Origin of the sequence: Polynucleobacter sp. AP-Capit-er-40B-B4, from assembly GCF_018882245.1 — a bacterium.
GTDB lineage: Bacteria > Pseudomonadota > Gammaproteobacteria > Burkholderiales > Burkholderiaceae > Polynucleobacter.
On sequence record NZ_JACVOV010000001.1, the window covers coordinates 386,511 to 410,102 of the forward strand.

The 23,592-nt window shown below is 46.7% G+C and carries 18 protein-coding genes and 1 tRNA gene; 6 read left to right on the forward strand and 13 right to left on the reverse strand.

The features are described from left to right. Positions 1–13 precede the first annotated feature (13 nt). From frr to rpsB, 4 genes are all read right to left on the reverse strand, one after another. Positions 14–574: a ribosome recycling factor gene (gene frr, locus ICN19_RS01845; protein ID WP_216187785.1), complete on the reverse strand. Its 561-nt coding sequence runs from the start codon at positions 572–574 to the stop codon at positions 14–16. Positions 575–585: 11 nt separating this feature from the next. Then, positions 586–1,296 carry a UMP kinase gene (gene pyrH / locus ICN19_RS01850; protein ID WP_068322494.1) on the reverse strand — a complete coding sequence of 237 codons (711 nt, stop codon included), beginning with the start codon at positions 1,294–1,296 and terminating at the stop codon, positions 586–588. A gap of 186 nt (positions 1,297–1,482) precedes the next feature. Then, positions 1,483–2,367 (reverse strand): translation elongation factor Ts, encoded by an 885-nt coding sequence (gene tsf, locus ICN19_RS01855; RefSeq protein WP_216245262.1) that lies wholly within the window; start codon positions 2,365–2,367, stop codon positions 1,483–1,485. After that, positions 2,367–3,116, reverse strand: coding sequence for a 30S ribosomal protein S2 (rpsB, locus tag ICN19_RS01860; protein ID WP_068322489.1), 750 nt, complete (start codon positions 3,114–3,116; stop codon positions 2,367–2,369). Before rpsB ends, tsf begins: the two co-directional genes overlap by 1 nt. 226 nt (positions 3,117–3,342) lie before the next feature. On the opposite strand from rpsB, the gene map reads away from it, so the two are divergent. Together map and ICN19_RS01870 are read left to right on the forward strand one after the other, a co-directional pair. Then, the gene (gene map, locus ICN19_RS01865; protein ID WP_304608687.1) at positions 3,343–4,221 is read left to right on the forward strand and encodes a type I methionyl aminopeptidase; all 879 of its coding nucleotides are present in this window, start codon (positions 3,343–3,345) and stop codon (positions 4,219–4,221) included. Between the two features lie 4 nt (positions 4,222–4,225). Next, positions 4,226–6,823: a [protein-PII] uridylyltransferase gene (locus ICN19_RS01870; protein WP_216245268.1), complete on the forward strand. Its 2,598-nt coding sequence runs from the start codon at positions 4,226–4,228 to the stop codon at positions 6,821–6,823. On the opposite strand, the gene ICN19_RS01875 is transcribed toward ICN19_RS01870, so the two are convergent. The 4 genes from ICN19_RS01875 to smc are packed head-to-tail and all read right to left on the reverse strand — an operon-like array spanning position 6,820 to position 13,939. Next, the gene (locus tag ICN19_RS01875) at positions 6,820–7,311 is read right to left on the reverse strand and encodes an NUDIX hydrolase (RefSeq protein WP_216245270.1); all 492 of its coding nucleotides are present in this window, start codon (positions 7,309–7,311) and stop codon (positions 6,820–6,822) included. The genes ICN19_RS01870 and ICN19_RS01875 overlap by 4 nt on opposite strands. Positions 7,312–7,324: 13 nt before the next feature. Then, the gene (gene ligA, locus ICN19_RS01880) at positions 7,325–9,340 is read right to left on the reverse strand and encodes an NAD-dependent DNA ligase LigA (protein ID WP_216245272.1); all 2,016 of its coding nucleotides are present in this window, start codon (positions 9,338–9,340) and stop codon (positions 7,325–7,327) included. 9 nt (positions 9,341–9,349) lie between these two features. Next, on the reverse strand, positions 9,350–10,417 hold the full coding sequence (locus ICN19_RS01885) for a cell division protein ZipA C-terminal FtsZ-binding domain-containing protein (RefSeq protein WP_255536903.1): 1,068 nt from the start codon (positions 10,415–10,417) through the stop codon (positions 9,350–9,352). Beyond that, positions 10,418–13,939 (reverse strand): chromosome segregation protein SMC, encoded by a 3,522-nt coding sequence (smc, locus tag ICN19_RS01890; protein WP_216245275.1) that lies wholly within the window; start codon positions 13,937–13,939, stop codon positions 10,418–10,420. Between the two features lie 175 nt (positions 13,940–14,114). Here smc and dapD point away from each other — a divergent pair, with 175 nt between their 5' ends. The 3 genes from dapD to prmB are packed head-to-tail and all read left to right on the forward strand — an operon-like array spanning position 14,115 to position 17,045. Next, positions 14,115–14,942, forward strand: coding sequence for a 2,3,4,5-tetrahydropyridine-2,6-dicarboxylate N-succinyltransferase (gene dapD / locus ICN19_RS01895; RefSeq protein ID WP_216245277.1), 828 nt, complete (start codon positions 14,115–14,117; stop codon positions 14,940–14,942). Positions 14,943–14,951: 9 nt separating this feature from the next. Next, positions 14,952–16,103: a succinyl-diaminopimelate desuccinylase gene (dapE, locus tag ICN19_RS01900; RefSeq protein WP_216245279.1), complete on the forward strand. Its 1,152-nt coding sequence runs from the start codon at positions 14,952–14,954 to the stop codon at positions 16,101–16,103. Between the two features lie 45 nt (positions 16,104–16,148). Further along, positions 16,149–17,045: a 50S ribosomal protein L3 N(5)-glutamine methyltransferase gene (gene prmB / locus ICN19_RS01905; RefSeq protein WP_216245281.1), complete on the forward strand. Its 897-nt coding sequence runs from the start codon at positions 16,149–16,151 to the stop codon at positions 17,043–17,045. A 24-nt stretch (positions 17,046–17,069) separates the two neighbouring features. Here the strand turns inward: prmB and radA are convergent, their stop codons facing one another. From radA to ICN19_RS01920, 3 genes are read right to left on the reverse strand one after another with little or no spacing between them, the layout of a single operon-like run. Continuing rightward, complete coding sequence (gene radA, locus ICN19_RS01910; protein ID WP_216245283.1) at positions 17,070–18,434, reverse strand: DNA repair protein RadA; 1,365 nt, start codon at positions 18,432–18,434, stop codon at positions 17,070–17,072. A gap of 33 nt (positions 18,435–18,467) precedes the next feature. Then, on the reverse strand, positions 18,468–18,977 hold the full coding sequence (locus ICN19_RS01915; RefSeq protein WP_216245285.1) for a hypothetical protein: 510 nt from the start codon (positions 18,975–18,977) through the stop codon (positions 18,468–18,470). Further along, positions 18,974–20,917 (reverse strand): potassium transporter Kup, encoded by a 1,944-nt coding sequence (locus ICN19_RS01920; RefSeq protein WP_216245287.1) that lies wholly within the window; start codon positions 20,915–20,917, stop codon positions 18,974–18,976. Before ICN19_RS01920 ends, ICN19_RS01915 begins: the two co-directional genes overlap by 4 nt. A 155-nt stretch (positions 20,918–21,072) precedes the next feature. On the opposite strand from ICN19_RS01920, the gene ICN19_RS01925 reads away from it, so the two are divergent. Then, a tRNA-Met gene (locus tag ICN19_RS01925) sits at positions 21,073–21,149 on the forward strand. A 99-nt stretch (positions 21,150–21,248) separates the two neighbouring features. Here ICN19_RS01925 and ICN19_RS01930 read toward each other — a convergent pair. Next, entirely contained in the window at positions 21,249–21,620 is a 372-nt protein-coding gene (locus tag ICN19_RS01930; protein ID WP_216245288.1) for a glycine zipper family protein, read from the reverse strand. 28 nt (positions 21,621–21,648) lie between these two features. Then, a complete protein-coding gene (locus ICN19_RS01935) occupies positions 21,649–23,361 on the reverse strand; it encodes a DNA internalization-related competence protein ComEC/Rec2 (RefSeq protein WP_216245291.1) in 1,713 nt (570 codons plus the stop codon). Between the last annotated feature and the right edge of the window lie 231 nt (positions 23,362–23,592).

The window sequence follows — 23,592 nt, forward strand, 5'->3', positions numbered from 1 at the left end:
TTCAATCAGGCCTTTAAACCGTCATGATCTCTTTTTCTTTTTCAGCGATGATCTTGTCAATATCAACTACCGCTTTGTCAGTCATCTTCTGAATATCATCAGTAGCACGACGCTCGTCATCCTCAGAAATTTCTTTATCTTTGGTTAAACGCTTGAGATGCTCATTCGCATCACGACGCAAATTACGCACAGCAATCTTAGTATCTTCGCCTTCGCTCTTCACAACCTTTGTTAACTCACGACGACGCTCTTCAGTCAAAGCAGGCATTGGAACACGAATTACAGTGCCCTGAGAAGCTGGATTTAGACCTAAATCAGAATCACGAATTGCCTTCTCAATGGCAGCAACCATAGTCTTCTCAAATGGCTGAACATTGATTGTGCGTGCATCGGCTAAGCCCAAGCTAGCAACCTGACTTAATGGTGTTGGGTTACCGTAGTAATCCACATGAATGTGCTCCAGGATTCCTGGATTGGCTCGGCCAGAGCGAATCTTGGCTAAATTGGTTTTCAAAGCCTCAAGAGACTTTTCCATCTTTTGATTGGTAGTGGTTTTAATTTCTGCTGCAGACATCAGGCCTCCTATTAAACGTGCACCAAAGTACCTTCAGGCTCACCTTGCACTACACGCATTAATGCGCCTGGCTTGAGTATTGAAAATACTTTGATTGGTAATTTACGATCACGACACAACGCAAATGCAGTTGCATCCATCACTTGTAGATTCTTGATTAATGCTTCGTCAAACGTAATGGTTTTATATAAAGTAGCTGTTGGGTCTTTTACTGGATCTGCGCTATAGATACCATCTACCTTGGTAGCCTTGAGCATCACTTCGACACCCATCTCAGCGCCACGAAGAGCGGCCGCTGTGTCGGTTGTAAAGAATGGATTGCCAGTACCCGCCGCGAAGATCACCACCTTGCCTTCACCCATCGCACGAATTGCACGAGGACGAATATAAGGTTCAACGACTTGATCCATGCGCAGAGCAGATTGCACGCGTGCTTCAACACCCTTTTGACGCAAGGCATCTTGCAGCGCTAAAGAATTCATCATGGTTGCCAACATGCCCATGTAATCGGCAGTTGCGCGATCCATCCCTGCAGCACCCCCAGCAACACCGCGGAAAATATTGCCGCCGCCGATCACAATCGCTAGCTGCACTCCGCTATTCACAACCTCGGCAATTTCCTTGACCATGGAATCAATGGTGACTGGGTTAATGCCGAAAGCATCGTCACCCATAAGGGCTTCACCAGATAGTTTTAGGAGGACTCGTTTGTAGGCTGGCATGTTTTTAATTTTCCGTAATTTGCCAAGTAATTAACTTACTTAGCTTATTGATCTTTAAGCGCTTTTTAATATCTCAGCCGAATTATAAAGGGCTTGGGAGGGACCAAAGAAAAGGGCACAGAAACCTTAGTTTCTGCGCCCTTTAGGGTATTGCCGACCGGCTGGGGCAAGCCCCAAACTGGCTAATTAAGCAGTTGCTTTAGAGGCGGCAGCTACTTGTGCAGCAACTTCAGCTGCAAAGTCGTCTTGACGCTTCTCAATGCCCTCACCTACAACAAACATGGTGAAACCCTTGATTGTTGTATTTGCAGCCTTGAGCATTTGCTCAACAGTTTGCTTGTCGTTTTTAACGAAAGTCTGGTTCAACAAAGAAACTTCTTTGAGGTACTTCTGAATAGAGCCTTCAACCATCTTTTCAACGATTTCTGGTGGTTTGCCAGATTCAGCAGCTTTTTGAACAGCAACGCTACGCTCAACAGCAATCGCTTCAGCAGGAACTTCGGCCATGGATAAAGCCACTGGCTTCATCGCAGCGATATGCATTGCTACGTCTTTAGCGGCAGTGTCGTCACCTTCGAACTCAACCACTACACCAATACGTGTGCCATGGAGGTATGAAACCAACTTGCTGCTACCAGTAAAACGCTTGAAGCGACGTGGCATGATGTTCTCGCCGATCTTACCGATCAATGCGCTACGAACTTCATCAACAGTCTGACCATTCAATGGCAATGCCAACAATGCAGCAACGTCAGCTGGGTTCTTTTCAGCAACCAACTTCACGCAATCGTTTGTAAATGCCAAGAAGTCATCGTTCTTAGAAACGAAATCTGTCTCACAGTTCACTTCTAACAATGCGCCAGTAGTGCCATTGATAGAAGCAGCAACGATACCTTCAGCAGTTACACGAGAAGCTGCTTTACCAGCTTTGCTACCAAGCTTTACACGCAGAATTTCTTCTGCACGTGCCATATCACCATCAGCCTCAGTCAAAGCTTTTTTGCACTCCATCATTGGAGCATCAGTTTTGGCGCGTAACTCGCCAACCATTGCAGCGGTAATAGCGGCCATTATTCAGCGTTCCCTTCTTCAACAAACTCTTCTTCACCTTCTTTAACTGCTGTCAAGATTTCTTGAACAGAGTTAGCCTTGCCTTCGAGGATTGCGTCAGCAATGCCACGTGCATAGAGGGTTACAGCTTTGCTTGAGTCATCGTTACCAGGGATGATGTAGTCAACACCTTCTGGTGAGTGGTTGGTATCCACAACAGCGATCACTGGAATACCAAGCTTGTTAGCTTCAGTAATGGCAATCTTGTGATAGCCAACGTCCACTACGAAAATCGCATCAGGAACGCCGTTCAAATCCTTGATACCGCCAAGCGCTTTTTGCAATTTGTCGAGATCACGGTCATTAGTCAAAGCTTCTTTCTTGGAAAGCTTTTCCCAGTCGCCAGCTTCTTTAGCAACTTCCATGTCTTTCAAACGCTTGAGGGAACCTTTAACAGTTTTGAAGTTAGTGAGCGTACCGCCCAACCAACGGCTGTCGATGTAAGGCATACCAGCACGAGCAGCTTCTTCAGCAATGATCTCGCGTGATTGGCGCTTAGTACCAACAAATAAAATCGTGCCACGATTAGCAGCAACTTGTTTTGCAAATTTCAGGGCGTCCTGAAACATTGGCAATGTTTTTTCCAAGTTGATGATGTGGATTTTGTTGCGATGACCGAAAATAAATGGGGCCATCTTTGGGGACCAGAAGCGAGTTTGGTGACCAAAATGGCAACCGGCTTCCAGCATTTGACGCATAGTTACTGACATAACTTCTCCTAAGGGTTGGTTCTAAAGTTGAGTCCTAGCTGCGCTAAAAAACGCCACCCTGGAAGGCTCAACTCGCGATTTCAAGTCCAAAATAGACCTGAGACCAAAATTATAGCTTAAATATCAATGCTCTAGCCGCCTTCGCCCTCAGGCAGAAAAAGGGGTCAACCCCCAAAATAGCCTTCAGATGCCCTAAAAATGGGATATTTGCTTAATTTTTAGGCAATTGGAGCAAACCAAAACTCTCCAAGTCGTTGATAATCAAGGCATGAATAGTGTATTTACCGCAGAAAAAGACATCCAAGGGATGCGCGAAGCTGGCCGCTTAGCCAGCGAAGTTCTAGATCATGTGGCCCCTCATGTCAAAGCCGGGATTACCACTGGAGAGCTGGATCGCATTTGCCATGAATACATGCGCGATGTCCAAAAAACCATTCCCGCTCCATTGAACTATCAGCCCCCCGGCTACCCTCCTTTTCCAGCTTCAATTTGCACCTCAGTAAATGATGTGATCTGCCACGGCATTCCTGGCGACAAAGTTTTGAAGGTTGGTGACGTAGTAAATCTGGACATCACCGTTATTACCCCTGATGGATATTACGGCGATACCAGTCGCATGTTCATGGTGGGCGAAGTTTCTGTCATGGCGAAGCGTCTCACCCAAATTACTTTTGAATGCATGTGGCTTGGTATTGCTCAAGTTAAACCAGGAGCCTCTTTGGGTGACATTGGTTATGTCATTCAAACTCATGCTGAGAAAGCTGGCTACTCAGTAGTTCGTGAATACTGCGGTCATGGCATCGGCAAAGTATTTCACCAAGATCCGCAAATTCTTCATTACGGCAAACCGGGTACTGGTGAAAAACTAGAAGCCGGCATGACATTCACTATCGAGCCAATGATTAATGCTGGCAAAAGAGATATTCGCACTATGCCTGACCAGTGGACCGTCAAAACAAAAGATCGCAGCTTGTCAGCTCAATGGGAGCACACTCTGCTAGTGACTCAAACTGGCGTTGAAGTACTGACCTGGTCCGAGGGTAGCAACCCCCCGCCTGATTGTGTAAAGGGCCTATCTTTTAGACCAACTCTAGTAAGCGCATAAATTCATGAGCAAGCCTCGGGCAGCCGGCAATATCACTGATGCAGCTAGCCTGCGTGCTGCTCGCGAAACCGCTTACGACGAGTTTAAAAAAACACAGTCAGTAGGTAAGTTAACCAAACAACTTACCAAGATGAGCGATCAACTGCTTGCTTATCTTTGGAATAGCTGCGGCTTAAAAAATGAAGCCACTTTAATAGCTGTTGGCGGCTATGGAAGAAATGCTTTATTTCCATACTCTGATATCGATATCCTCATCCTTTTGCCGGAAGATGAAAAGCAAGCCATCGCCCTATCAAAGCAAGTTGAGCAATTTATTGCCAGTTGCTGGGATGTGGGCTTAGAGATTGGTTCCTCAGTGCGCAATATCGCTGAATGCATGTCCGAGTCCGAACAAGATGTCACCGTACGCACCTCGCTTCTAGAGGCACGATTCCTTTGTGGCAAGAAACAGCTATTCAAAGACTTCACCAAAGCATTTGAAGCAGCCATGGATCCAAAGGCATTCTTTCAAGCAAAGCAAGCAGAGCAAATTCAGCGCCACTACAAGTATCAAAATACTCCATACTCATTAGAACCTAACTGCAAAGAGAGTCCTGGTGGATTACGCGATTTACAAGTGATCTCCTGGGTAAGTAAAGCCGCGCTTTTGGGCGACACTTTCAAAGATCTCCACGAGGCTGGACTGGTTACTAAACGTGAGCTTACTGAACTTAATCGAAATCAGCGATTTTTAGAGACCTTACGCGCTAACCTCCACCTCCTAGCAAAACGCAGACAAGATGTCCTGGCTTTTGATTTGCAGGCATCCTTAGCAGCATCTATGGGCATCGAAGAAGAATCCTCAAGGGTTGCTAGCGAAGCAATCATGCGCCGCTACTATTGGGCAGCTAAAGCGGTAACCCAATTGAACGATGTTCTATTGCAGAACATTGAGGCTATTCTCTTCCCGCAGGAATCCAAAACTACTCACCCTATTCCAGGTGAAGGTAATGAATATTTTATTGAGCGCCAAGGGGTATTGGATATTACCGACCCGCAGCTCTTTCAAAAACATCCAGAGCAAATTCTAAGAACCTTCCTAGTGTTTGCCCAAACATCTAATGTAAAGAGCTTATCGGCAACCATCTTCAGGGCGCTCTACAACGCCAGAACTAAGATGGATAGCAAATGGCGCAAAGACCCGATTAATCGCGCGCTTTTTATGGAGATCTTGAAGCAGCCTGAAGGTGTAAGCCGTGCTTTCCACCTGATGAATCGTAGCAGCGTACTAGGGCGATACCTTCCTGCCTTCAGAAAAATTGTTGGGCAGATGCAGCATGACCTGTTCCATATATACACAGTAGATCAACACATCCTGATGGTGCTACGCAATGTGCGCCGCTTCATGGTGGTTGAACACACTCATGAGTTCCCTTTCTGCAGCAGTCTCATTGCTCACTTTGAGAAGCCTTGGTTACTCGTCATTGCAGCCCTCTTTCATGATATTGCTAAAGGGCGTGGGGGCGATCATTCGCAACTAGGAAAGGCAGATACACGCAAGTTCGCTAAAGAACATGGCTTGGATAAAAAAGATACTGAGCTTTTAATATGGTTGGTAGCTGAACATCTCAATATGAGCCAAACAGCTCAGAAGCAAGACATCACTGATCCTGATGTCGTGAAAGCTTTTGCTAAAAAGATGGGTGATGAGCGTCATCTCACTGCGCTCTACTTACTCACCGTTGCTGATGTTCGAGGCACTAGCCCGAAAGTCTGGAATGCCTGGAAAGGCAAACTCCTTGAAGACTTGTATCGCGCAACGTTAAGAGTATTAGGTGGAGCTAAGCCAGATGCCTCCTCAGAATTAGCGCAACACCAAGAAGAATCAAAAGCAAAGTTACGTCTTTACGGCATTAATGATGATGCTTACGAAGAATTCTGGAAGCAATTAGATGTAGCCTTCTTCTTAAGGCAGGACTCTTCCGATATTGCCTGGCTTACAAGACACCTATTTAATAAAGTAAATAGTGAGCAGCCGATTGTCAGGGCCAGACTGTCTCCGATTGGCGAGGGACTGCAGGTAGCTGTCTACGTTAAAGACCAAGAAGATTTATTTGCCAGAATCTGCGCTTACTTTGAGAAACACGGCTTCTCTATTTGGGATGCTCGCATTCATACAACACGTCACGGCTATGCCTTGGATAGCTTCCAAATCTCAGGTAGCAACTTGGTAGATGAGGGTGGCAGCTACCGCGACATTATTCAGCTGGTCGAGTTTGAGCTAACGGCAGCACTAACCAATAGTGAGCCACTACCAACACCAAGCATGGGTCGCCTCTCAAGACAATCGCGCACTTTCCCTATTCAGCCACGCGTACATATGGTTCCAGATGAACGAGGCAGATATTACACACTCGCTCTATCAGCAAGCGACCGCACTGGTTTGCTCTACACCATCTCTCGAGTATTAGCCAAACATCAAGTATCGATTCATACGGCAAGGATCAACACGCTTGGCGAAAGAGTGGAAGACGTTCTACTCTTAGATGCTGCCAACTTGGGTAAGAATCCTAAACTACAGATTCAGCTTGAGACAGAATTACTTGAGGCTTTGGGGGCTTAAGCGAGTTTAGCCAAGGTGCGCTGGATTCGAATGCTTTCGATATCACTGAAAGCAAACCACTTACATTCAATATCTTCTGCTGATTGTTCTTGTCGCACGACTCGCAAGCAATAAAGCAAATCAATATGTAAATGAGCGCCCTCGCCCTTTTTAGGATTTTCAGGGATCTCGTGAATATCAATATCAATCGGATCTTGACTGTCAGAGTCTAGTTCGCAGACGTAGCCAGTTTCTTCGTAAACCTCTCTAATTGCAGCCGCAATCGGAGATTCGCCTTCATCAATATGGCCGCCAGGCTGGAACCAGCGCTTGATATAAGGATGAAAAATTAGTAAAGCCTTACCATCCTTAACTACTAAACCGCTAGCTGTAATATGACCCTGGATGGTTGCGCGAGAAAATGGGTTTGATGACTCCAGAATCGCATTGCACTGAGCCTCATGAATAGTGTTACGTGCCTGAACGGCAATTTGAGAAATAATATTCATGCACAAAAAGTAATTACTTAAGAAGATCGAGCATTGCAGCTTCATCAATCACAGGAACACTCAATTCTTCTGCTTTCGTGAGCTTGCTGCCAGCATCTGTACCGGCAACTACATAGTCTGTTTTCTTTGAAACTGATCCGGCAACCTTGGCACCCGCCTTCTCCAAAAGATCTTTAGCTTCATCTCTTGTCATTGTTGGGAATGTGCCGGTCAGCACAAAGGTTTTACCTGCTACTGCAGCACTAATCACTTTTTCTTCTACGGCGAGTTGCATTCCGGATGCTAGGAGTTGCTCAATCACTTCGCGATTGTGAGCCTCTTGCATAAAACTCGTGATGGAATCAGCAACTACAGGCCCAACATCTTTGACCGTGAGCAGATCTTCCATATTGGCATCCATTAAGGCATGCATCGATTGATAGTGATTTGCTAAATCCTTGGCGGTAGTCTCGCCCACATGACGAATACCCAATGCAAAGATAAATCGGGCTAGCGTGGTATTTCTGGATTGGTTGATTGCCTGAATGAGGTTATCGGCTGACTTCTCACCCATGCGCTCTAAGTTAGCCAGTGCTGTGAAGCCTAATCTGTATAGATCTGCGGGAGTTCTAACGAGGTTGTGATCTACCAACTGATCAACGATCTTCTCGCCTAGACCTTCGATATCAAGAGCTCTTCTATGCGCAAAGTGAATTAAAGCCTGTTTACGCTGAGCGCCACAGAATAGTCCGCCACTACAGCGCGCTACAGCTTCATCTGCCAGGCGCTCGATATGAGAATCGCAGACAGGGCAACGAATTGGCATTTGGAATTCTTTTGCATCTACTGGACGGCGGTCCTTAATTACCGAAACCACTTCAGGAATTACATCACCTGCTCTGCGTACTGAAACGGTATCGCCAATTCGTACATCTTTGCGCTTAACTTCGTCTTCATTATGTAGGGTTGCATTAGTGACGGTAACGCCGCCTACTTCTACCGGAGCAAGTCTTGCTACTGGGGTGATTGCGCCCGTGCGCCCTACTTGTACGTCAATACCTAAAACGGTAGTAAGCGCTTCTTGAGCGGGATACTTATGGGCCAACGCAAATCTAGGGGCGCGCGAGACAAAGCCTAACTTAGCTTGCTCAGCAATGGAGTTCACCTTATAGACCACACCATCAATGTCATAAGGCAGGGAATCACGCTTAGCACCAATCTCATTGTAGAAATTGAGAATTTCTTGAACTGAGTGCAATACCTTGCGCTCAGAGCAAACTGGTAGACCCAATTCCGCATAAGCATTGAGTAGTTCTGCATGGGTTTTGGGCAACCAAGACTGAGGCTCTAGAGCACCTAAGCCATAGGCAAAGAAAGACAAAGGTCGCTTAGCGGTAATCTTGGAATCCAATTGACGCAGGCTGCCTGCTGCAGCATTGCGAGGATTAGCAAATTCTTTTTCACCCAACTCTGCGGCTTGTCGATTCATCTTCTCAAAGTCTTCGAGATACATAAAGACCTCGCCGCGCACCTCTAAGACTTGTGGAATGTTTTTTCCAGTGAGTTTGAGCGGAATAGCGCGAATCGTTTTGATGTTAGCCGTGACATCTTCACCGCTAGCTCCATCACCACGAGTTGCAGCGGTAACTAATGAGCCATTTTCATAGCGAAGGGAGATTGCAAGGCCATCGAACTTGAGTTCACCAGCATAAGTGACATGATCTGAGTGGAGCGCCTCGCGACAACGACGGTCAAAGGCAATCAATTCAGCGTCTTCAAAGGCGTTATTCAAAGAAAGCATTGGCACTGCATGAGTGACTGAATCAAACTCCTTTAGAGCTGCCCCACCTACACGCTGAGATAAAGACTCTGGGGTAATCCACTCTGGATGAGCGGCTTCAATATCCAATAACTCGCGATAGAGACGGTCATACTCAATATCAGGCAGGAGTGGATTATCTAAAACATAGTATGCATGCTCAAGGCGCGCGAGCTCGGCTTGTAAGAATGCGTAGCGCTCCGCTAAATTTGTCGGACTTGTGGACGACAAAGTAATTTCCTAGCTAAAGAGTCTGCTGGCTGTAGAAGATCCAGCAGAAATGCCGGATTTCTCTAGATTGGCATAAAGAACATCAAGGTGCTGACGAATGCTAATCACCGCAGCCTCACTTAAGTTAATGCCATTGTCATCTACCAAGCGGCCATGTGCTGCTTGTGCAATCTCCACACCTTCAGACAGCATTCTTTCAAATGCGCGCTCATCTTGCGAAACTAAAGGCACTTCTAACAACAAAGTGACTTGAGTTACCGACTTATTCGGGTCCAAATCGGCGCTATTGAAAAGCACCACGCCTTTACTGAGATATTCGTATTGACGTCCGTTGCGAGATAACTTGAAGCCACGTTGACGCATGAGGGCATCAAAGTTACCCCACGGACATGGTTCATCAAAAAGAACATTGATACTCAATTGAATATCACTCTCAGCAGCCATCACATCTAATTCTTTAGCACTTTCCAGCATAGTGCTAACGCTAGGCATATCAATTTGGGAGCCCAAAATTTCAGCAAGAGCCTGAGCACGAGAGCAGAAATCAGAAAGCTCTAAGACGCCAATTGGACCTTTGCGACTGGCCAACTGAATAGCTAGCTGCAACTCTGAATAAGATCCCTCGGGACTTAATTCTTCCCAATCTTCAGCTGCATCGATATCCGCGTTTAAGCCCTCGCACATCCAACGAGCCGTAGATTGAGCCTCAAGGTCAGTCCAAGCATTAATTTCTGCCAGAATTTCTGCGCCGCTTATGGCTTCATCAAAACGCAAGGTTATGACGCAATCGATGCGCGGATCAATCGCGAACTTTTCTGGGGCGGAGATGGTTGTTAAGGCTTCACTAAAGCTGGGCTCTGCTCGACCTGAAGCATCAGCATCCGCAAATCCCTGGTTAAAGCTTGGTTCACGTGCAAAACGATCATCAGAAAAATAAATTTCCTTTGCTTTGCGACGTGCGCGAGCATACTTAATGTTCAGAACGGCTACCGCTATCAGAATTAAAAGACCAATAACAGCCAACGCCAACTGCAAATCAGACAAACCCAACATCGTCATGATTTGTTCTACATACATTTAGGCTGCCTCTACCATTGATACTGCAGAAGAAATATCCACAGCAACAATGCGGGATACACCTTGCTCTTGCATCGTGACACCAATCAATTGATGGGCGATTTCCATAGTGATCTTGTTGTGTGAGATAAACAAAAACTGTGTCTTATCTGACATTTTGGCCACTAGATTTGCATAACGCAAGGTATTTGCATCATCCAATGGCGCATCAACCTCATCCAGCAAGCAGAATGGGGCTGGGTTCAAGAGGAAGAGTGAGAACACCAAGGCAATTGCAGTCAAAGCCTTTTCACCACCAGACAGGAGGTAAATCGAGCTGTTTTTCTTGCCAGGAGGCTGTGCCATGACCTGAACACCTGAATCCAAAATCTCTTCGCCAGTCATCACCAACTCAGCATGACCACCGCCAAATAATTCAGGGAACAGTTTTCCAAAGTGGCCGTTCACTTGATCGAAAGTGCCCTGCAATAAATCGCGGGTCTCTGCATCAATCTTGGCAATTGCATCCGTCAATGTCTGCATCGCTTCATTCAAGTCCGCAGATTGTGCATCCAAGAACTGCTTACGCTCACGTGAACTAGACAATTCATCTAGCGCAGCCATGTTGACAGGCCCTAGAGACTGAATCTCAGTATTCAAGCGATTCACTTCGCTTTGTAATGCACCAACTTTCAGGTCAGGACTAAAACTCGCCTCGAGTGCAGTGAGATCAGCTTCAGCATCAGACAATAAGGTAGCGAATTGCTCAAAATTCAATCGCGCAGCTTGTTCACGTAATTGCAAATCAACCACTTTGTCACGCATTGGCTGCAAACTACGCTCAACTTGCATACGAGACTCATCAGCTTCACGTAACTGATGTAGTAAAGCATCTTGTTCAGTACGCGCATTTGCCAAAGCAGCTTCGCGTGCACTGCGAGCTAGCAATAAGCCCTGCAATTTATCTTGCGCTTCTTCATCACTCAAAGTTTCTAATTCTTGAGCGGCAGCATCGTGCTTATCTTGAATCTCCATGATCTGTGTACGCGCAGTACTTTGATCACGTTGCAAGTCGGCAATACGCTGTTGCAATGAACGAGTAGCAAATGCTGCCTCTTGTGCGGCCATCTCGGCAGCACGGAGCGACTCACGCAAACGATCACGCTCTTCAGTAGAGCGCTCTAATTTTTCTTGAGCTACTTGTAAGGCTTCTTGCAAACCTTGCTTTGATTCTTCAGATTCAAGCAACTCAGCAGCAGACTGCTCTTGAGTCTGGCTCACCTGCTCCATCTGCTGGCGCAATTCACTTAACTCGCCCTGAATCTGCGCCGCACGTTGACTGTACTGTTCTTCAGCCTGGGTCAACTGCATTCTTTCCACTTCAAAGCCATGCGATTCTTGAACAGCATGTTCGGCATTTTCACGAGCTTGCTCAGCCGCTTGATGGGCTGCCTGATAGTTGGCAACACATTGATCCAGCTCACCCTTTAGTTCGCTTTGCATCAGCTGTTGCGCACGTAATTGCTTCTCGAGACTCTCCATCTCTTGAGCACGAGCCAACATACCGGCTTGTTCAGAATCAGCTGCGTAAAGCTGCACACCAACGCGGCTAACCAAATGGCCTTGTTGAGTAACAAATGCGCCACCAGCAGGTAATTTTTCACGACGATGTAAAGCATCCTCAAGACTGCTAGCGATATAGATGTTGTCCAACCACTCTTGCAATACGGAAGTGAGTCGTGCTGCACCAGCACTTTGAACGCGACTTAGTAATGGCGTGAAGTCAGCTGGGGCAGAGGTATGCGCTGGAGTAATTTCTTCCGCGAGCAAAATTGCCAAACGGCTTGGGGGTGCATCATTAGCCAGAGCCAATGTTTCTTGGACGCTCTTTGCAGTAACCGCAGCCAAACGCTCACGCAATACTGACTCAAGCGCGGCTTCCCAACCACTCTCTACTTTGAGTTCCTGCCAAAGACGCTTGCTTTCTTTAAGACCCTTGCTCTCTAGCCAAGGTCCAATCTTGCCTTGCGCCTGAACGCTAGCCTGTAAGGCAGTCAATGCAGTCAATTTAGCTTCGGTTTGAGCTAAATCCTGATTTGCTTCCTGAATTTTTTGCTGGGCAGCGTTACGCGCTTCATCAGCAGCAGGTACGCGTTGCTGGGTTTCAACAGCGCGATGCTTGGCTTCATCCACTTTGCGAGCTGCCATTGCTTGACGATCAATCGCCATCTGCAATGCTTCAGCATCTGGACGACGCAGGCCATCGAATTCACCAACAAGGCGAGTCTCGCGCCCTTTTAATTCATCTGACTGAGCCGACATGGAGCGCAGGCGTTCGCCCAAACTTGCCAAGCGTTGCTCAATTGAAGCCAATGCATCACGTGCGCTATTGAGTTCGCGTGAGGCATTTTGATAAGCTTCTTCACGACTTGGCATTTGCTCTTGCAAGCCATTTAAATCCGCCAAGAGTGTTTGCTCTTTTTCAGCAGCTAAAGAAAGCTCGTGCTCAGTAGTACGCTGCGCTTGCGCTGCATCAGTCTCTTGCACAGTCCAACGCTGTAATTGAGCCTGCAAGTCTTGGGTTTGTTGTTGTAAGCGTTGACGCGCTTCTTGCACGTAAAGAATCTGTGACTCAACCTGACTCACGTCAGAATTGGTTTGATATAAATCGCCTTGGGCTTGAGAAACTTTATCTTGTAATGCGTACTGTTGTGTGCGCATTGTCTCTAGCTCAGCTTCTACGTGGCGCAGCTTTGCGGTCTGTTCTTCTAGGCCAACCTGAGTATCACGGATACCGTTGGCATGACGCTCCTGCTCTTTACCAGCCTCGGTCTGACGCACAAACCACAACAGTTGTTGCTGTGATTTCATCTGCGTAGAAAGCTCGGCATGACGCTCAGCAACAGTTGCTTGTTTTTCTAAACGAGTGAGCTGCTGATCGAGTTCGCGCAAGATATCTTCAACGCGTGTTAAATTTTCTACCGTATCTTCTAAACGTGAAGCAGTTTCTTTGCGACGTTCTTTATATTTAGAAACACCAGCAGCTTCTTCCAAAAATACGCGCAACTCTTCTGGCTTTGCTTCCAAAATTCTGTTGATAGTACCTTGACCAATAATTGCGTAACCTCTTGGACCCATACCAGTGCCCAAGAAAATATCTTGAATATCTTTACGACGTACTACTTGATTGTTTACGTAGTAACTAGAATTTCCATCGCGCGTTAAAACACGCTTGATACCCAATTCTGTAAAAGCACTCCACTGACCTTGAGCACGTCCCTCAGTGTTATCAAAAATGAGTTCTACGCTGGCACGACCAGATGGTTTACGTAAACCAGAACCATTAAAAATAACGTCTTGCATGGACTCTCCACGCAATTCGCTAGCGCGGGATTCACCCAGAACCCAGCGAACAGCGTCAATAATGTTCGACTTTCCGCAACCGTTAGGACCCACAACGCCAATTAATTGGCCAGGCATTTCAAAATGGGTTGGGTCTACGAAAGACTTAAAGCCAGAAAGTTTGATGGATTTCAGTTGCACGGCGTACTTTGCAGGGAAAAAAGAGGGTTCAAATAAAGGGGTAAAAATTAAAGCTAAAGTGGGAAGATGATAGCAAGCTTGAGGGTGCTTAGACGCGTTTTTGCCCCATCTATATAATGATAAATCTACCCTCAGGGACAAAATCCCTTAACAATCCGATAGTTAACTAAAAAGCATGAGCCAATCACCACAAAACATCATTGAACAAGCCTGGGAAAACCGCGCAAACCTGTCCCCAGATAGCGCCCCTGGGGATGTCCGTAATGCCGTAAATGCGGTCTTAGAAGGCCTAAATGCCGGCACTATTCGTGTGGCTGAGCGCCGCGACATAGGCAAATGGGAAGTGAACCAGTGGGTTAAGAAGGCTGTATTGCTCTCTTTCCGCCTAGAAGACAACAAACCCATGAGTGCTGGCGGCTTTACCCAGTTCTATGACAAGGTTCCAAGCAAGTTTGAAAACTACACAGCAGCTGACTTTGCTGCTGGCGGCTTCAGAGTAGTACCCCCTGCCGTAGCCCGCCGCGGCTCATTTATCGGTAAAAACGCCGTTTTAATGCCTTCTTACGTCAATATTGGCGCTTATGTAGGCGAAGGCACGATGGTGGATACCTGGGCAACCGTAGGTTCTTGCGCCCAAATCGGCAAAAACGTTCACCTTTCTGGAGGTGTTGGTATTGGCGGCGTTCTCGAGCCAATTCAAGCCGGCCCAGTCATTATTGAAGATAACTGCTTCATCGGCGCCCGCTCCGAGGTTGTTGAAGGTGTCGTGATCGAAGAAAACGCTGTTTTATCTATGGGTGTCTATATCGGCCAAAGTACCAAGATCTACGATCGTGAAACTGGTGAAGTGCACTACGGTCGCGTACCAGCAGGTTCTGTAGTAGTTCCAGGATCCCTTCCATCTGCATGTGGCAAATACAGCTTGTATGCAGCCATCATCGTGAAGAAGGTTGATGCTCAGACTCGAGCTAAGACTGCCATCAACGAATTACTCCGCGATTAAGTTAAATCTATGAGCGCCACACTAGAGCTCACCGAAGCTCTCATCGCCTGCCATTCTGTTACACCGGCCGATGGTGGCTGCCAAGATTTAATTGCTAAGCGTTTGCAAGCAATCGGTTTTCATACTGAAAGCGTAGTGAGTGGCCCTGAAAATTTTCAGGTAACGAATTTATGGGCGATCAAAAAAGGTAAAGCTGGAGATCAAGGCAAAGTCTTGATGTTTGCTGGACATACCGATGTAGTCCCTACCGGTCCTTTAGAAAAGTGGACAAGCAATCCTTTCACGCCAACGATTCGTGACGGCATGCTCTATGGTCGTGGCGCAGCGGATATGAAAACCTCTCTCGCTGGTTTTGTAGTGGCCACAGAAGAATTTGTCACTGCGCACCCAGATCATCAAGGCTCTATCGCCTTCTTAATCACCAGCGATGAAGAGGGGCCTGCTAACGATGGCACAGTCATTATGTGCGAACGTCTACAAAAGCATGGTCAACGTTTGAACTACTGCGTGATTGGCGAGCCCACCTCAGTGGATCAGCTCGGCGACATGATTAAGAACGGTCGTCGCGGCTCACTATCCGGCAAGCTCAAAGTAAAAGGTATTCAGGCGCATATTGCCTACCCTCACTTAGGCAAGAACCCTATTCATCTATCTGCTCCGGCAATTTCTGCATTAGTAGAAACTGAGTGGGATAAAGGTAATAAATACTTTCAACCTACGAGTTTTCAGATTTCCAATGTACATGCTGGTACTGGTGCAAATAATGTCATTCCTGGCGAACTTGTTATCGACTTTAATTTCCGCTTCTCCACTGAGAGCAAACCAGAACAATTGCGTGAACGTCTAGAAAAAATTCTGAAGGATGCGGGCCTTGAATTTGAGATTAATTGGGTATTAGGCGGTAGCCCATTCATTACTGGTGATGGCGATTTGGCTGGCGCATTACGCAAAGCCATCAAAGCAGAAACCAATATCGATACAGAGCTTTCCACCACTGGCGGCACAAGCGATGGCCGCTTTATTGCCAGAATCTGCAAAGAAGTGGTGGAGTTTGGGCCCTTGAATGCTACAAGCCATAAGATCGATGAGTGCGTCATTGTGGATGACGTGGTACCCCTCAAAAACATCTACCGTAAGACTCTCGAACAGCTTATCGCTTGATCGCTTAACTGCGCCCCACCCTTTTTTTCCAAAGAACCCTCCATCATGGACCCTGAGTCTCAGCAATACCTTACCGTGAACCAGTGCATCAACCAGATTGCACAAAAACTCGAAGCGGGAAAACTGCATTACGGCCATGGGGCAATTGATGCGCAAAGCGAAGCCTTATGGATTGTCAGCAAACAACTTGATCTCAGCCCAGCAGAAGCGCTTGATCATTTAGACGATGCAATCTCTGAAGATCAACAGAAAAAGGCATCCACTGTTGCCGATACCAGAATCTCAACACGCAAGCCACTAGCCTATATTCTGGGTGAAGCATGGCTCATGGGTGTGCCATTCTTTTGCAGCGAACAAAGCATAGTGCCGCGCTCCTGGATTGCAGAACTTATCGTCGATGGTTCGCTAGAACCTTGGTTACCAGCAGACGGCAAAGCACTGGATCTTTGCACTGGCAATGGCTCGCTCGCAATACTCTTAGCGCTATCTTGTCCAGATATACACGTGAGTGCCTGCGATATCAGCATGCCTGCACTCTCAGTGGCAGCGCGTAACGTTGATCGTCATAGCCTAAGCTCCCAAGTAGAACTATTGAATGGAGACCTTTGGGATGCGCTACCCGAGCCCAATGAAGACAATCTCTTCGATCTCATTATTTGCAATCCACCCTATGTGAATGCAGCTTCTATGAATGCGCTTCCAGCTGAATACCATGCTGAGCCAGAGCTTGCTTTAGCCGGCGGTGAGGATGGTATGGATTTAGTTAGACGTATTCTTGCTCAAGCCCCTGATTATTTATCAGAGCGCGGTGCCATTTTGCTTGAGATTGGTAATGAGTATGAGAATTTCAAAAAGGCTTTCCCACAAATTCCGGCAATCTGGATGGAAGTGTCTGCAGGTGAAGAACAGGTCTTACTGATTCAAGCAGAAGACTTGCGTTAAGCAAGTTAACGATTGGCTAGAAAATTAACTGAGCTCTGCAGCAGCAGCGATAGCCTGATCAATTCGCTCGACCGGAATAACCTTTAAGCCTGGAATCTTTGTCTTAGGCATATTGGCTTTTGGAATGATGGCCACAGTGAAACCCAATTTAGCAGCCTCTTTCAAACGCTCCTGACCACGTGGACAGGGACGAATCTCTCCAGCCAAACCAACCTCACCAAATACGATTAACTCTTTTGGTAACGCACGGTTGCGAATCGATGATTGAATTGCTAGCAATACAGCTAAGTCGGCAGCCGGCTCAGAAATCTTGACGCCACCTACCGCGTTTAAGAATACATCTTGGTCAAAGCAAGCAACACCAGCATGACGATGTAACACAGCCAAGAGCATGGCTAAGCGAGCCTGCTCCAGGCCAACAGCTAAGCGGCGAGGATTGGGCACATGCGCTATATCTACCAAGGCCTGAATCTCTACCAACAAAGGTCTGCTACCTTCCTGCGTCACTAGCACGCAAGCACCAGGAACCATTTGCTCATGTTGTGACAAGAAAATTGCCGACGGATTAGTAACACCCCGCAAGCCTTTTTCAGTCATGGCAAATACACCCAACTCATTCACAGCACCAAAACGATTCTTAATAGATCGAACTAAGCGGAAAGAGGAATGGGTGTCGCCTTCGAAATACAAAACAGTATCAACAATATGCTCTAAAACTCTAGGGCCAGCGAGATGACCATCCTTAGTCACGTGACCCACCATCAACACACAGATACCACTAGATTTAGCAGCTCTAGTGAGTTGCGCCGCACACTCACGCACTTGCGCAACAGAACCAGGGGCCGAACTCAGCACCTCTGAGTACAAAGTTTGAATAGAGTCCACCACTAATACTTGTGGCTTCACGGTATCCATAATAGAGATCAACTTCTCCAGCTGAATCTCTGCTAAGACTTCTAATTGAGGAGCGTCCAATGCAATACGTTTTGCACGCAATGCAATCTGAGCAGCTGACTCTTCACCACTGCTATAGAGCACATTCATACCAGCAGCACTCATCTCTGCGAGTGCTTGCAATAGCAAAGTTGATTTACCGATACCAGGATCGCCACCCAAGAGTACAACGCCACCCGGAACCAAGCCACCACCTAGAACACGATCAAACTCTTCTACGCCCGTACTAAATCTTGGCAAGTCCTCAGCAGTGATAGCGGAAAGCTTTTGCCTTGGCAATGATTGCGCCAGCCCCTGAAATCGAGCATTAGAGGTGGTTTCTGGAAGGCCCTCTTCCAAGGTGTTCCATGCCTGACAGGATGGGCACTGACCTTGCCACTTGGCAGAGGTGCCACCGCAAGACTGACAGATATAAACCGTTTTGACTTTAGCCAAGAGTTGCCCAATAAAATTGAAATTAGTAAAACATTAATCGAGCTGAGTGCCCGCTTTATTTTCTTGCGCACGCTTAGGGGCATCTTTACGACGTTGCTCTAAATCAGCAGCTCGAGCTGCTGCATCCTTTTGCTTCTGCTCAAACTCGCGCTGGTTCGCTGCACGTTCAGCCGCTTTCTCTGATGATGCCCTCTCAGCAGCGCGCTTGATATCTTCTTGGCTCTTGAGACTTTCACGCAGCTTGCGCTGAACTTCATGTAAGGCTACTTCTTGCTCACGTATTGGGTCGATTTCTTTGCGATACGTGGCGCGAGCATCCTTAAGGCAGCTATTAACCCAATAATTTTGATAACAGTCAGAGGAGGCTTTGCCCCAACGATACTTTGCCCACTCACGCTGAAGCTCTAACTCTTGCTCAATTCTGTTTAACTGCTCGAGCTCAGCCTCTTCTGCAGGAGTGGCTAATACAACACCGCTCAATGCAGTCGACAACAAAAATATTGAAATTAATATCTTTGATTGGAGCAAAAGATTCTTTCTCAAATCTCTACCTTCGCACCCAACTCAACTAAACGGTTTGCAGGAATTTTGAAGAAGTCGGACTGACGGCCAGCATTTTGATACATCCAGCAGAACAATTTTTCGCGCCATACAGCCATCCCAGAAACGGGAGACGAAACAATCGTGTCGCGCGATAAAAAGAATGAAGTATTCATTAAATCAAACTTCAGATCTGATGATTTCTCAATTAACTCAATAATCTGACCCATATCCGGAGTTTCATTAAAGCCGTATACCGCACGCACTACATAAATTCCATTTCCAAGATCGCGCAAGGTAATGCGCTCGCTATCTTTTACGTATGGCACATCCCAAATACTGACTTTTAAGAAAAAAGCTCTTTCATGTAATACGTGGTTATGTTTTAAGTTGTGCAGGAATGAAACAGGCAAATAATCTACGTGTGCCGTTAGGAAGATTGCAGTTCCCTCAACCCGATGCGGAGGATGCATCATCAATGAATCGATAAAACTCTTTAATTCAATGCCATTATTCATGGCATTCTGACGCAAAATCTTACGACCCTGGTACCACGTCATCAAGAATAGGAAGCAAACAGCGCCTAGCAATAATGGGAACCAGCCACCCTCCATGATTTTTAATAAATTGGCAGTTAAGAAAGCCAAATCCACCACCAAGAAAGCGCCGATTACCAAAGCAACTAAAAGAGAATTCCAGCGCCACACAACACGCATCACGATTGCCGCCAAGAATGTCGTCACAATCATGGTGGTAGTAACAGCAATACCGTAGGCAGCAGCCAAGTTTGCCGATTGCTTAAACGCCAAAACAACCGCAATTACCAGAATCAACAGCACCCAGTTCACGAGCGGCATATAGATCTGTCCAATTTCCCTGTCGGATGTATGACGCACTTTCATGCGAGGTAAAAAGCCCAGCAAAATCGCCTGACTGGTCATTGAGAAGGCGCCTGATATAACTGCTTGCGAAGCAATCACGGTCGCTGAAGTAGCCAAAATGACCAATGGAAAGACCAAGAACTCTGGCACCATTAAGAAAAATGGATTGGTGATCGTCTCAGGATCATTCAAGAACATTGCACCCTGCCCGAAGTAATTCAAGAGCAAGCAAGGCATCACAATAAAAAACCAACCCATACGAATAGGCTTGAGTCCAAAGTGACCCATATCGGCATATAAAGCCTCAGCACCAGTCAATACCAAGAAGACTGCGCCCAAAACGATAAAGCCTTGTAGTGAATGCTCAATCAGAAAACGAATGGCAAACAGAGGATTAATGGCCGCAAAAATAGCTGGGTTCTGAATAATCTGATGCAAGCCCATCAATCCAATGGCAATGAACCAAAGCATCATGATGGGTCCAAAAAGTTTTCCAACTAGATCAGTGCCTGTCTTCTGAATAAAAAAGAGGATGACTAAGATAAAGATGGTGATTGGTATGACATATCGAGTCAGATCAGGAGAGATGACCTCTAGACCCTCAACCGCAGACAGAACTGAAATCGCCGGTGTGATGATTGCATCGCCATAGAACATGCAGGCGCCAAATACACCGGCCATGATGATCAGCAATGAACGTTTGGAGTTAGCAGGTGCCGTTCTTAGCGCTAGCGCCATCAGCGCCAAAATGCCGCCCTCACCATGATTATTTGCACGCATCACGAATAGAACATATTTCAGCGAAACGACAACCGCAAAAGCCCAAAAAACCATTGAGATCACACCATAGACAGCCTCTGGTGAAAACGGTATTCCGTGCTCGGGGCTAAAACATTCCTTAAGTGCGTATAGGGGACTTGTGCCAATATCTCCGAACACAACGCCGATTGCGGCAAACATCAAAGATATGGAGGCACCTTTCTTATGAGGATGATCCTCTCGAGAAATCTCCACAGGCCTTAATAAGGATGACTCGGAAAACTCAGGATTGCTAACTGACATTAATAAACCTTAGCGTGATGTTGCGTGGCAATATGTTACTCCTTCTGGAGACGCGTCAAATCCAGAATTTGCACTCCAAAACCGCTTATATATGCTTTATTTGCAGGAATACCTCGACAGGGACCCTCAAAAAATGGTAGAATTTCAGCTTCAGACGCGGGGTGGAGCAGTCTGGCAGCTCGTCGGGCTCATAACCCGAAGGTCGTAGGTTCAAATCCTGCCCCCGCAACCAAGATTTACGCTCTAAGCCCTTAATTTTTAAGGGCTTTTTGCTTTTCTAGGCGATAGAAAAGCCTGATTTCTCAGGCTTTTGGACTATTTAGGCTTGGACTTAATTCAAAACCTTGTAACCGCGCCCACTCAAACATCGCTTTACAACCGCCTCCTGGGCTTGATTGCCTGTAAAGGCGCCGCCTGCACCTCCAATCACTGCACCAGCACCAGCTGCCTGAACGATGCCAGTCTTATTGCCGCCCGTAACAAGACCCAACAATCCACCCACCACTGCACCGGCACCAGCGCCCTTGGCGGCAGTCTCGCCCATGCCAGACTGTTGTTGCGCATAAGCCTGGCAATCACTTAAATCTTTCTCATAAGCAGATTCATTGACGCCCTTCATATCCACTAGCGGTCGCACATTTGCTCCAGCACAACCAACTGTAATAGCAACTACCAAAGAAGATAAGACGAGTAGCTTATTCATAAGCAATTCCTTTTATTCAATTCCACATCTAGCGATGCCATAGTCGTTTTATATCATGCCTCCAAAATTGTGTTGAAGACTTGGCATTATTTTTAAATGACCAAGTCTGAAATCCCGTTTCTGGAGTTTGATAAAAAGGAATATCTAAATCTTTGTAGCGAGCAGTCACATCAGGATGCGGGTGCCCGTATCGATTTCGATAGCCATTTTGGGCAAATGCTTGATTGGGCTCCAATCGCTTGAGAAGCGCCACCGAAGAAGATGTTTTACTGCCATGATGTGGCGCCATAAATATCAATTCCCTTTCGCCAATTTCCTTAAGCATTTCCGCATCTAGCCGTTCTGTGATTTCTGCCTCACCCTGTTTCTCAACATCGCCCGTTAACCAAAGTGAGCTTTGCGTATTTCGCACTTCCAGCACACAGCTCATCTCATTGGGTTTTCCAGGGTGTTGATTCGAAAATACCGTTGCTTCATGGGGATGCCAGATAACGAATTCGACGCCATCCCATACCCAGCGCTGACCAAATCGACATGGGATGCTGGGAATGCTTCTGGCCCGCAAATTTTCCAACAAGGGATTGCCGCTGGGCAAAGACCCCATCATAAAATCAAACTGAATGTGTTTTAGCAGTGTCGCGGCACCACCTACATGATCGCTATCACTATGACTAATTACCATGCGATCAATATGATCGATTCCTCTACCGCGAAAATAAGGAAGAATGATCCTCTGACCAGCATCGTCTTTCTTGCCTTGAATGGGTCCAGCGTCATAGAGCAATCTTCTGTTTGCAGTTTCAATAAGCACTGCAGTGCCCTGGCCGATATCCAAAATGCTTGCGCTAAATTCTCCTTGTGCAAGATCAGATACGTTCAAAAACTGGAAGGGTGAAATAAATAATGGAATAGAAAAAACAATTCCAAGCAATCTTCGCTTCCATGTATCCCTAATATCGCCTGGACGGATCGCATAAATAATTCCTACACTAGAGACTAGGAACAGCCACCACTCCGGCTGCCGTGACCAGACTACAGACCAACTCCAATTCGCCATCCATTCAAGGGTGATGGCCAAATATTCCATAGCAGCATGGGCGGACCATATTAACCAGCGGCCAATGAATTCTGGAAGCATTGCTCCGATGATTGCCAACGGCGTCACGACATAACTCACTAAAGGTATGGCAAAAGCATTGGCCAATGGCGAGACAACAGAAACTTGATAAAACCAATACAAAGTAAATGGCAATAGTGCCAGCGTGACAACAGCTTGTACACGACATGCCTCACGCAAAGCTTGAATCGCACGAAGTGACCAATGAACTTGCAACTCCTTTCCAGTCGGAATCCCGAGCAAACCAGACGAATCACCCATCGCATACAAAATAGCCGCCACTGCACCAAAAGATAGCCAAAAGCCTGGGGTATAAGGAGCCATAGGATCAATGAGCAGCACAAAAGCCAAAGCCCACCACCAGATATCAAACGAACGAGGATTTCTGCCGGTCCATAAAGCAAACGCTACAACACCAACCATATACATCGTTCTTTGCGCCGGAATCTGAAAGCCAGCTAACCATGCATAAACAAATGCTGTGATAAATCCAGAGATTGCTGCAACCTTACTAACCGGTGCAATCAGAGGCCAAGTACGTCGACGCCAAATGAAGGCCGCAAAAGAAGCGCCCACACCAGCCAACATCGTGACATGAAGCCCTGATATTGAGATTAAATGCAACTACTACCCATGATTTAGGGGATATTTTTAGCTCAATGGGCACCCCGGGGGCTTCTTTAATAACCAACCCCGACATTTCAGGTACCCCACCCCATCGATCCAGAGGCTCCAACAGCAAGCAAGTTCAGATAATTTTTTGAAAAAAGTTACGGCATTAGAGTCTCTGGAGATAAGTATGAAGCACGTTTTTCACTTTGCAGACCCTGCCGAATGGAAATAACACTTAAAACA

What these genes read in the sequence shown, in the direction of transcription:
- frr (WP_216187785.1), bottom strand. Translation starts at nt 574, where the DNA reads ATGTCTGCAGCAGAAATTAAAACCACTACCAATCAAAAGATGGAAAAG.
- pyrH (WP_068322494.1), bottom strand. Translation starts at nt 1,296, where the DNA reads ATGCCAGCCTACAAACGAGTCCTCCTAAAACTATCTGGTGAAGCCCTT.
- tsf (WP_216245262.1), bottom strand. Translation starts at nt 2,367, where the DNA reads ATGGCCGCTATTACCGCTGCAATGGTTGGCGAGTTACGCGCCAAAACT.
- rpsB (WP_068322489.1), bottom strand. Translation starts at nt 3,116, where the DNA reads ATGTCAGTAACTATGCGTCAAATGCTGGAAGCCGGTTGCCATTTTGGT.
- ICN19_RS01870 (WP_216245268.1), top strand. Translation starts at nt 4,226, where the DNA reads ATGAGCAAGCCTCGGGCAGCCGGCAATATCACTGATGCAGCTAGCCTG.
- ICN19_RS01875 (WP_216245270.1), bottom strand. Translation starts at nt 7,311, where the DNA reads ATGAATATTATTTCTCAAATTGCCGTTCAGGCACGTAACACTATTCAT.
- ICN19_RS01885 (WP_255536903.1), bottom strand. Translation starts at nt 10,417, where the DNA reads ATGTATGTAGAACAAATCATGACGATGTTGGGTTTGTCTGATTTGCAG.
- dapD (WP_216245277.1), top strand. Translation starts at nt 14,115, where the DNA reads ATGAGCCAATCACCACAAAACATCATTGAACAAGCCTGGGAAAACCGC.
- dapE (WP_216245279.1), top strand. Translation starts at nt 14,952, where the DNA reads ATGAGCGCCACACTAGAGCTCACCGAAGCTCTCATCGCCTGCCATTCT.
- prmB (WP_216245281.1), top strand. Translation starts at nt 16,149, where the DNA reads ATGGACCCTGAGTCTCAGCAATACCTTACCGTGAACCAGTGCATCAAC.
- ICN19_RS01920 (WP_216245287.1), bottom strand. Translation starts at nt 20,917, where the DNA reads ATGTCAGTTAGCAATCCTGAGTTTTCCGAGTCATCCTTATTAAGGCCT.
- ICN19_RS01930 (WP_216245288.1), bottom strand. Translation starts at nt 21,620, where the DNA reads ATGAATAAGCTACTCGTCTTATCTTCTTTGGTAGTTGCTATTACAGTT.